Origin of the sequence: Synechococcus sp. CCY9202 (genome assembly GCF_034931685.1) — a bacterium.
Lineage (GTDB): Bacteria > Cyanobacteriota > Cyanobacteriia > PCC-6307 > Cyanobiaceae > CBW1002.
This window is the reverse complement of the sequence record NZ_JAYGID010000028.1, coordinates 1-10442: the sequence shown is the minus strand read 5'-3', so window position 1 is coordinate 10442 and position 10442 is coordinate 1. Positions and strand designations below refer to the sequence as shown.

The 10442-nt window shown below is 62.6% G+C and carries 8 protein-coding genes; 1 reads left to right on the top strand and 7 read right to left on the bottom strand.

The window, feature by feature from the left end; translation table 11 throughout:
- Positions 1–470 precede the first annotated feature (470 nt).
- The gene (locus VB777_RS03975; protein WP_323247247.1) at positions 471–632 is read right to left on the bottom strand and encodes a hypothetical protein; all 162 of its coding nucleotides are present in this window, start codon (positions 630–632) and stop codon (positions 471–473) included.
- A gap of 67 nt (positions 633–699) precedes the next feature.
- Here VB777_RS03975 and VB777_RS03970 point away from each other — a divergent pair, with 67 nt between their 5' ends.
- Positions 700–2034, top strand: coding sequence for a response regulator (locus VB777_RS03970; protein ID WP_323247245.1), 1335 nt, complete (start codon positions 700–702; stop codon positions 2032–2034).
- Here VB777_RS03970 and VB777_RS03965 read toward each other — a convergent pair.
- The 6 genes from VB777_RS03965 to VB777_RS03940 form a co-directional block, all read right to left on the bottom strand.
- Positions 2015–4735: an AAA family ATPase gene (locus VB777_RS03965; protein ID WP_323247243.1), complete on the bottom strand. Its 2721-nt coding sequence runs from the start codon at positions 4733–4735 to the stop codon at positions 2015–2017. The genes VB777_RS03970 and VB777_RS03965 overlap by 20 nt on opposite strands.
- Before the next feature lie 31 nt (positions 4736–4766).
- Entirely contained in the window at positions 4767–5957 is a 1191-nt protein-coding gene (locus tag VB777_RS03960; RefSeq protein WP_323247241.1) for a DNA repair exonuclease, read from the bottom strand.
- A gap of 128 nt (positions 5958–6085) precedes the next feature.
- On the bottom strand, positions 6086–8521 hold the full coding sequence (locus tag VB777_RS03955) for a plasma-membrane proton-efflux P-type ATPase (protein WP_323247239.1): 2436 nt from the start codon (positions 8519–8521) through the stop codon (positions 6086–6088).
- Between the two features lie 223 nt (positions 8522–8744).
- Complete coding sequence (locus VB777_RS03950; RefSeq protein WP_323247237.1) at positions 8745–9137, bottom strand: DUF302 domain-containing protein; 393 nt, start codon at positions 9135–9137, stop codon at positions 8745–8747.
- A gap of 24 nt (positions 9138–9161) precedes the next feature.
- Positions 9162–9308 (bottom strand): lmo0937 family membrane protein, encoded by a 147-nt coding sequence (locus tag VB777_RS03945; RefSeq protein ID WP_322757624.1) that lies wholly within the window; start codon positions 9306–9308, stop codon positions 9162–9164.
- 125 nt (positions 9309–9433) lie between these two features.
- The gene (locus tag VB777_RS03940) at positions 9434–9733 is read right to left on the bottom strand and encodes a CsbD family protein (protein ID WP_323247235.1); all 300 of its coding nucleotides are present in this window, start codon (positions 9731–9733) and stop codon (positions 9434–9436) included.
- Between the last annotated feature and the right edge of the window lie 709 nt (positions 9734–10442).

Below are 10442 nucleotides of genomic sequence, written 5' to 3'. Positions count from 1 at the left end.
GAGGCCAACGATGCCGAAATCGGGCAGTTTGCGGCTCTGATAGCCGCCGATCCGACTTTTTGAGCCGGAAATCCACTGATGCCTGTGGAAAACTGGCTCGTGGGCTCGTTTTTCAGCAAACTCTTAGGGATGGCTTTGTCTGCCTGGGGCCTCCCCGCACACCACGGCTAAGGTGATCGGAGAGATCGAACGGGTAGGCGTGATCAACGCGATCATCGACCGGCGATCAGCGCGTTCCGGGGATCGGCGTCCCCCCGCTTGAGCGTTTTGGAGGATCCCCAGATACTGATCTCGACGCTGCGTTCCACCCTGGGGCGGATGGAAGCGGCCCTCGGTGTGGTGCAAGAGGGTCTGGTCTTCACTGACTCACAGGGCGTTGTCGAATGGACCAATGCTCCGTTCGAGCGCTTCGTCGACCGGCTCCGGCTTCAGTGCCTGGGCGTCCCGCTGATCCAGCTGTTGCCGCCCCGCTATCGACTCGGTGAGGCTGAGCCGCTGCCGTTGTTGCCGTTCTGGACGTTGGACAGCAACGGAACAGTGACCTGGGAGATGACCACAGCACCGCCACGCCGCGTCATCGAGGTGTCCTGGGCCACGGTGATCCTGCCGGGCCAGAGTTCCTTGATCTTCACCTTCCGGGATCAGAGCACCATCGTTCAAGCCCGGGAGCGCTTGATCGCAGCCAGGGATGATCTGGAGATGCAGGTGGAGCTGCGCACCCGTGAGCTCAAGGCGTCGAGGGATGAAGCGATGGCGGCCAATGAGGCGAAAACCCGATTTCTGGCCAGCATGAGCCATGAGATTCGGACGCCGATGAATGTGGTGATCGGCATGACGGAGCTGCTGATGCACACCGATCAGGATGAGCAGCAGCGCGAGCTGACCCAGTCGATCCAGCGGAGCGGTGAGCATCTGCTTGGCCTGATCAACAACATTCTCGACCTTTCCTGCATTGAAGCCGGGCGCTTGAAGCTGGCTTTAAGGCGATTCGATCTCCACCTGTTGATCAAGGATTGTGAGACTTTATTTCGTCAGGTGGCTGATGACAAGGCGTTAACGCTCGAGGTTTCGCTGGCTCCAGAGGCGCCGAGATGGCTGCTTGGGGATGAGGTCAAGTTGCGTCAGATCCTCTTCAATCTTCTCGGCAATGCTTGTAAATATACGGATGCCGGTGGTGTCAGTCTCGTTGTCAAGTCTTCGCCGCGCGGTGAGGATGGTGTTGACCTTGGCTTCAAGGTCACGGATACGGGCCTTGGCATCTCCGACGACTTTCAGGCCATCCTGTTTGAAGAGTTCACCCGTCAGTCCTTGAGCGATCAGGATGGCCGCAGCTCCGGCCTTGGTCTGGCCATCACCCGCCGCCTTTGCAAGCTCATGGGTGGCGATCTTGCCGTGGTCTCCAGGCTCGGTGAAGGGAGTTGCTTCACGGCCACGATTCCCTTCGGCCTCGCCTTGGCCCCAGCGCGGTCAGTGTTGCCCACAGTGGGGGAATCGGAACCGGGTGATCCGGTGGACCTGGAAGCCGACGGGCCGGCGACATCGAAATCGCAAGCTGAGCTGCCGTCAGAAACGCAAGCCGAGCTGCCCTCGGAAACGCAATCCGAGGTGCTGTCGGAAACACAAGTGGAAGGCCTTCAGGATGTCGGAATCCTGGTGGCGGAAGATGGTCGCGTCAATCAGCGGATGATTGAGTTGATGTTGGCCAAGTTGGGCCTCAAGGCTGACTTTGTTGCCGATGGTCAGGCCGCCGTGGAGCGAATCGAGGCCGGTGGGATTGATCTGGTGTTCATGGATATCCAGATGCCCCGATTGGATGGGGTTTCAGCCACGCGTGAGTTGCGCCGGCGTGGATTCCAGGAGATCGACGTGATCGCCCTGACGGCCTATGCGTTCGAGACGCAGCGCCAGGAATGCCAGGCTGCCGGCATGAATGACTTCCTCACCAAGCCGGTGCGCCTGGAGGATCTCGCTGCAGCGCTGCAGCGTTTCCGGCTCAGGCGGGGGCTGGGCGGCCTCAGCCGGAACCCAGCCTGACCTGGGCTGCGGCTTCGATCATTGCGCTGCGTTCCAGGTCACAGGTGAGCAGCACCACCTGCAGACCCTGGGCGCTGGCCTCGGTCAGCATCCGTACCACACCGGCCTGCCGCTCCCGGTCGGAATGGGCGAAGGCATCGTCGAACAGCAGCGGCAGGCTGCCGTCGTAGGCCCCGGCCAGCACTTCGGCCATCGCCACCCGCAGGGCGGCGGCGAACTGCTCCCGAGCGCCGGTGCTGAGCACCTCGAATGGAAAGGCGGCTTCACCGCCGCGGCGCCATTGCAGTTGCTGGAAGCCATGGCGGGCGTCGTAGGAGAGCGCCGTGCGGGGCGCATCCGGGAACACATGGGCCAGGTAGGTGGCGATGCGCTTCGTCAACGGAGCGGCGTACTGGCTTGCCATGGCGTTCTGTTCCTCCTCCAGCAGCTGGCGCAGCAGGTTGAGCGTGCCGGCCTCCTGTTCGAGGCGCTCCCGCTCCACCCGCCGCGATTCCAGTTCGGCCTGTTTCTGCTCCAGTTCAGCCTGCAGATCGATGCGTCCATCGCCATGCAGTCGGCTCTCGGCACGGATGCGGGCTTCATGGGCCTCACGCTCCTGCTGCTGCAGCGTGGCGATGGCCCGATCGAGGCTCCGGGCCTGCAGATCCAGGTGGTCCGGCTCGAGGGCGGCCCGCTCGGCTACCAGCGCGGCGAGCCTGGCTTCGCTCTGCTGCAGGCGCGTGACCAGCTCGGTGATCACCGTCTCCAGGTTGGCGGCGGAACGGCAACGCTGCAGCACGGCATTGATGCGGGTCCGGGCCTCCAGCAGCTGCGACTCCCCATCGCGGAGTGCCTGGCTGGTGGTCTCGATCGAGGCCTTGAGGGCCTCAAGCGCCGCTTCGCTGGCTTCCAGGCTGCGCTGCTGCTGTTGCTCCGCGGCGAGAGCCTGGGTTCGGACGGCACGGGCGTTCTGCAGGTCCAGCTCCAGGGAAGCGAGCCGGGCTGTCGAGTCCTGATCGGACGCCGTGTCGTCGATCGGATCGGCGGGCTGTGCTGCGAGCTGTGCCTCCAGGGCCGTGAGGCGTTGGCGAATGCTCGCCGGATCCTCGGCACCACGCTGAGCGGCCAGCCGTTCCCGTTCCGCCAGCAGGTCACTGCGCCGACGCTCGGCGGTGGCAGCTTCCTCAACACTGCTCACCTGCCAGAGCCTCAGGGCCTTACCGAGGGCCGCATCCGCGTCCTGCAGCTTCTGCTGCGCCGCAGCGGCGGTGGTGCCACCACCGGGCACCAGCCGCAACTCCACGTCGTTGCCCACCCTCAGCACGGTCGGTTCGGCCAGCAACCGGGTGGTGCCGGCAGTCAGGTCCTCGCCATCCACCCGGATGGACTGGCCGGCTCGGATCACCTCGAGGCCCGTTGCCATGGCCTCCGCCCTGGCGCGGCTGGTCTGGACAGTTTCCCCTAATCGGCGCAGGGCCTCCACCGCCTTGGCATCGATCGCGGGCAGGCGCTGCAGATCCTTCTCCAGGCCTGTCAGGTCTGCCTGCAGTTGCTCGACCCTGGAGAGCTGCTGCGCCAGTTCCTGTTTCTGAAGCTGCAGGCGGACACGGCTGAGCCGTTGCTCGATCTGTTCAGCGGCGGTCGTGCCGGTTGCGCTGGCCTGCCGCAGGGTATCGAGCTGGGTACGTGCCGCCTGCCGCTGTTGCTCAGCCGCCGGGAGTTTGCTGCACAGGGCTCCGTGCTCTGCGGCTTTTGGCGCCAGCGCGGCTTCCAGCGCGGCCACCCGTTGGCCCTGCTGCTGGAGTTCCTGCTGGTCGCGCCGCTGCTCGTCCAGCTGCTTGCGCAGCCCTTCCAGCAGAGGGCCCTCCTGGTCGATCAGGGTCTGGAGCTCACGGCTGCGCCCCAGGCGTTCCTCGAGGGCCTGGCGTTCCTTGCGGCGCTGCGGCAGTTCGATGGCCAGGCGGTCCTGAAGCTCAGTCGCCGCTGCATAGGCCTGCTGGGCCTGCGCCTGCTGCTGCAACGTGTCGCCGATGGCGGCCAGCTCAACCTCGGCCTGCTGCATCGCCTCGCGGGCCCGCTGCAACTCCGATCCCCGGCGCAGCTGGGGAGCACGCGTCGCGCTGCCTGGGGTGAAGACCGTGGCCCAGCGGGTCTGAATGTCGTCGAGCACCGCCAGATCCAGGGGCGATTGCACCCCCAGGTCGGCACCGGCCTGCAGACGCTCCACCAGCCGGTCGTGGTCATAGGCGCTGGAGCTGAGCGCCAGGGGGTTGTCGCTGGCGGACCCCTGCCAGACCCAGAGATGGCCCCACCGCTCTTTGAGCTGGTCTGCGGCAGCACGGTTGCGGGCCACGGCGGCGGTGCCGATCAGTTCAGCCAGCCGTTCCTCGGCGGCATCGCCCTGGAGGCTGCGGCCGCCGGAGTCCTGCAAGGCGATGCTGCCGCGGCTGCCCGCGAAGCGTTTGCGCAGCGTCCAGGTGTCGCCGCCGGCGGCGAAGGCCAGCACCACCTCGGGATCGGCCATGAAGGGATCGGTCTTCATGCCCTCGAGCACGGCGCCACCGGTCTTGACCGGCAGGAACAGGGCCCGGTGCAGGGCTTCGGCGAGGGTGCTCTTGCCCGACTGGTTCGGTCCAGCGATCACCGTGAAGCGGGGATCAAAGTTCACCGTCAGGTCACGGTGCAGGCGGTAGTCGCGGATGCGGGCCGAAAGCAGGCGCATGGGCTGGTGTGTCCTCGTGGATCGTCGGTCTTCAGTGGCTTTCGCAGGCGCGGTGCAGTTCGCGCAGGCCCATGCGGGCCAGTTCCGCGGAGTCTTCCGGGCTGCTCTCGATCAGCTTCTGCAGCCGCTGGGCCACGCGGGCCACCAACGGATCACCGGAGCGCCGGGTGAGCTGACGCAGTTCCGTCGGATCCGGCGCGACGTGGGTGCGGTCGCGCCGCTTGAGGCGCAGCAGGCGGGCCTCGAGGCGCTGCAGCAGATCCTGCAGGCGGCCGGCGGCGGCCAGGCTGAGGCTGCCCTCAAGCTCCAGCAGCAGCAGGTCTTCATTGCTGCGGGGGCCGATGGCATCCCGCAGCAGCTGCTCCAGCCGCTCCAGGTCGGCGTCGCTGTTGAACCGGTGGGCGACCTGATGCCAGCGGATGCCGCCGGTGGGCACCGGAACGGCTTCAGGCTTCGCGCCTCGCGACACACTCACCACCAGCACCTGGCCGGAGCTGTACGCGGCGCTGCGCGGGAAGCGGTCCATCTCATGACAGCCGGCGTACCAGGCCCGCGGGCTCACCTGCTTGAGGCCATGCCAGTCGCCGAGGGCGACGTAGTCGATCTCCCCGGCCGGCAGGCGGGCCAGATCGATGCGGTTGGTGGGCACCGGCGGATTCTCGTCGTCGGTGTCGCTGCTGTCTTCCGCGCCAAATCCCTGGATCGATCCATGGGCCAGCACGATGCGGGGCTGGTCTGCCCAGGCGGTGAAGTCCAGGTGGCGCAACCAGGCGGTGGGATCGACGGGTTCGGCCTTGCGCAGCAATGGGCAGGGCAGCACCACCCCGGCGCCGAGGCCGAGGCTGGCCAGCTCCAACGGCTGGCGCTCCAGCAGCACCTGCAGGTTGGGTGCCAGTTGTTGACGCTCCTCCTTGAAATAGGGCTCCTGCCAGAGGCTGCCGGCGCCGCCGTGGTCGTGATTGCCTGGAATCACCAGCACAGGCAGCTCCAGGGCCCCGATGGCGCTGCAGGCGGCCGACACGTCGGAGCGGGTGGGCTGGTGGGAATCGAACAGATCACCCGCCACCGCGATGAAGGCGGCCCCGTGCTGCTGCGCTACCTGCCCCAGCCTCCCGATGGCGCTCAGACGCTCCTGGCGCAGGCGGGCCCGCTTGTCGGGATCGCTGACCCGGGCATAGGGCTTGCCGAGCTGCCAGTCGGCGGTGTGGAGGAACTGGATCACGGGTATTGGGCCGCAACGGGCAGGTGAGGCCAGGGTGGAGGAGCTGGTCCAACGCTATGGCGATCCTGGCCAGGGCCGCTCCAAGCTCGGCATGGCCGGCTCGCATGGGCGTCGTCGTTGCCTCCTGGTCAATTGGCAGGCAGTTGTGGGCTGAGGATCGAATAAGCCATCAACTTCAGGCGGTCGTTAACCAAGAACCAAGCCAGGGCATAGCCCCAGACCACCAGGGCCCAATCCCACCCCAGCGGGGTCATCAGCCATCCATACACCGCGATCAGCGTTGCCACCAGTTGCGTGCCGCAAACGGCCAACAGCAGAACCCGTGCCGGTCGTATGGACCAGAAAGGCCCGCGCGTGCGTGTGAGGAAGATGGTCAGATGTCCAGCCACGGAGAGCTTCAGATACATCAGGGTCTGACTATGGGCACGGTCAAGATGAAAGACGCGCTTCGCGAGATAGAACAAGCCAAACGCTGAAACGACCCCAATGGCGCCCAAGGCTGCCGCGATCCCCATGACCGTGCGCATATGCCATCGTTCTGGATCGCTGCTGACATGAACGTTGTCGTAGGCAATCGACAAGATGGCGCCGTCATTCAGTAGGGCCAGCATCACGATCATGACTGCGGTCACGGGATAGAAGTTAAATGCCAGGATCGAGGCCGTCATGAAGAGCAGGACGCGCAGAGTTTCCGCGATGCGGTAGATTGCGTAGCTGTTCATCCTCTGGAAGATTTTGCGACTTGTCTTGATGGCCTCGATAATCACAGACAGTCCCGGCTTCATCAGCACAATCGAGGCCGCGCCACGCGCCGCGTCTGTTGCATCCGAAACGGCGATGCCGCAGTCGGCTTTTTTCAGCGCGGGAGCATCGTTGACGCCGTCGCCCGTCATGCCGACGATGTGGCCGTGCTGCTGGAGGACATCCACAATCTGAAACTTATGCTCAGGGAACACCTGGGCGAATCCATCTGCCCTCTCGATCGACTCCTCCAATCGCTCCGCCTGATCAGGCGTGGTGGCTCCGAAACCACTGGCATCGAGAATCATGGAGCCCATTCCCAGTTTCTCGGCGGTTTCCTGGGCGATCGGCAATTGATCACCGGTCACCATCTTGACCGTCACGCCCATCTGGTGTGCCGTGGCGATGGTCGCTTTGGCTTCGTCGAGCGGAGGATCAAACAGGGGTAAGACTCCAAGACACTGCCACTGCTGATGAGCATCCGTGCCGGCCACGCCCAGCGAGCGGAACCCTCGTGCGGCAAACCCCCTGATCGCGCGATCGACGGCAGCCGTCACCTCGGCACGGTTGGCCGATAACGCCAGGATCACTTGCGGTGCACCCTTGGTGACCTTGAATTCGAGCCCATCTAATCCCCTGACTGTGGCTTCGGTTCGCTTCTGCACCGGGTCGAAGGGCTGGAAATGAATCAACTCGTAGTTATCCAGTCTCTGGGAATCGCTCAGTCCGTCCAGCACAGCTCGATCGATCGGATCCTTGTTGTCGGATCGTGAGGCCAGGGCTGCGGTAAAAATCACCAGATCCGGATCCCTGTCCTCGCTGGATGAATCCAAGCTGGACGACCTGACGCTGAAAGGATCGCCAAGTGTCAGCTTGTTCTGGGTCAGTGTGCCCGTTTTATCCGAGCAAAGCACATCCACGCCAGCCAATTCTTCAATGGCCGCCAACCGTGTCACGATCGCCCCTTGTTTTGTCAGCAGACGCGCTCCCACAGCCATGGTCACAGAGAGTACGGTGGGCATGGCCACGGGAATGGCAGCAACGGTCAAGACCAGGGCGAACTGAAGGGTGGTGAGCAGTGGGTCGCCGCGCAGCACCGCGACTGTGATGATCACCGAGACCAGCGCCACAGCCAGCAGGATCAGCACATTGCCGATCTTCAGAACGGCTTGCTGAAAATGACTGACGCTGTCAGCTGCCTGCACCAGTTCAGCGGTCTTGCCGAAGAATGTGTTCGCTCCTGTGGCGTAGACTATGGCATCGATCTCACCCCGGCGGATGATCGATCCCGAGAACACGGCGTCACCGCATTGGCGCGTGACCGCCAACGATTCACCCGTCAGTGCCGACTGATCCACCTGCGGCGGATCACCATCCAGCAAGCGCGCATCCGCTGGCACGATGTCGCCGAGGCGTAGATGGATGACGTCGCCCGGTACCAGTTCCCGCGACTCCACAGTGGTCCACTGGCCATCCCGTTTCACCTGCGCCTTCATGGCCAACTTGGCTTTGAGTGCCGCGATGGCATGACCAGCCTGGTGTTCTTCCCAGAAACCGATCACCGCATTGGCGAGAAGCAGCAGCAGGATGATGGCGAAGTCTGGCCAATGCTGGGCCACTGCGGAGAGGAGCACCGCTGCTTCAATCATCCATGGAATCGGACCCCAGAAATAGGTCAGAAGCTTCAGGATCTGATTCGTCTTCTTTTCGGCAAGTTCGTTACTGCCATACTGCGCTAAGCGACGCAGCGCTTCGGTCTGACTCAGCCCAATCGCTGAAGACTTCAGCTTCTCCTGCAGCTGCTGTCCATTCAGGTCGTCCAACTCCCCAGTGTGCCCATGGCGCTGCGGTGCTGGACTCATTCTCGTTGGATTTCTTGGTTGGATTTCTTGGTTGGGTTTCTTGGTTGGATTCCTTCGTTGGGGTGGATCCATCCTCGGTGGGATTGTTTTGTGGTTCTCCTTGCCTCGGGTCTAAGGCCGGTTGTCTGCGTGATTGTTGGGCATCATCGTGAGCGCAGGCCGCCGCCGCTCATGCTGCTGCTGTTCATATTGCCGCAGACTGGATGATGGCTGTCGTGGCGGATTCAACGTCGTGGGCCAGCTCAATCAAACCTGATTCGGTGGACAAGTTGCTGAGCATGTCTACGGGCCGGATCATGCCGATCCTGGTCTGGCCTGCTTCGGTGAAGACGGAGATCCGGCAGGGCAGGGCCATGGTCAGCTTCATGTCCTTGCTCAGTACGTAGGCTGCCAGCTGGGGATTGCACACTTCAAATTCCTGGCACTGCTCGGAGAAGTTGATACCTTTGCTGCGCAGGCTGTCACCGAGATCAAGTACTGCCAACACGCCGAATCCGTTCGCTGTCACAGCGGCCTGAAGATCGGCACTTGCCTGATCGAATGCTTTAGCCGTATCAACAATAATATATGGATTCATGGGGTTTGGGTGCCTCATAAGGATTCAGATACGACGCCCGCTGATCAGGCGGAATATAATCGCTATCACTGCGATCACGAGTAAGATGTGGATCAATCCTCCCAAGGTGAAGCTGGTCAGCAAGCCGAGCAGCCAGAGAACGACCAAGAGTACGGCGATTGACTCCAGCATCATTTCTCTCCGTGAACGGGAATGAATCGTGATTGGATGAGATCACGCTCAGCCTAGCGATTGCCAGCCTGAGCATAGAGTTGTCAGCAGACGTCGCCATCCTGCAATGGCGACGTCTGTGTGGTTCAGCTCAGATCGTCTGCCATTTGTCCGGCTGCATCGCGAACGTTCCTGGCAACTGACTTAGCGCCTTGTTTCATGTCCTCTGCTGTGTTCATGGCAGAGGCCTGAACCTGCTTGGCCTTTCCTTTGATTTGGTGTCCAGTATCGCCAGTCAATTCACCATAGGTAGATTCCAGCTTTCCTTCTGCATCTTTAGCGGTAGCATCCATTCTGTTTGACATGGTTCCAATGACGATGGGGTGGGAAACGTGATCGCTGGCCATGGCCATGGCAGGCAATGGAATCAGCAAGGTGGAAATCATGAGTGCTAACGCTACTAGCGAAGCAATAAGATTTCTTGGATGAATCGCCATAGAGCCTGTCTCTATCTGAGTCACAATCAAAGGCTACCCATGCCCGCAGGCGGCGAATGTTGGTCGGTCGCCCATGGCGCGTTTCTCCGGCGACGAAGGTGCAGATGCAAGCTGCAGCAAGGCCTTTCAATAGCGTAACGAGTGATGAAGCTAAATTGTTGACCTGCATCAGGCCGCAGATTCAAGCCGATGGATCTGACGGTGAAGCTGGCTTCCCCTTTCGTCTTCCAGAGCTCTGGGTCCCGCTCATTCTGAAACGGTGGCCTCAGTTGGAGTCAACGATGGAAACGCAGCTCGCCCTTCCAGACCCCCCGGGTTCAGGAAACGTACCAGTACCCCTGAGCACGCCCTCGCGTCCGAAACACCCACGGCCAAGTCCAAAGGCCTCTGTCAGACTGGTCATGGGGACGTCAGGCCATGACCGATGACATCTTTGGAGGCTTGTTCCCGAAAGGAAACGTGGTCTGGATTCCCACAGCGCTCCCTGCCCTGGCGACGACACTTCTGGAGAAATCCAGGTGCTGATCCCGATTAGGAAACTGTTCATTTTTTAGCGCGGAATCTGCCTGGCCTCCCTCCTCAGACCCATTGCAGCGGATGTATGCCAGGAAGTTCTTCCCCCTCGCGCCGCCGACGTGCGCGCCTCAGAGTGGTCAAT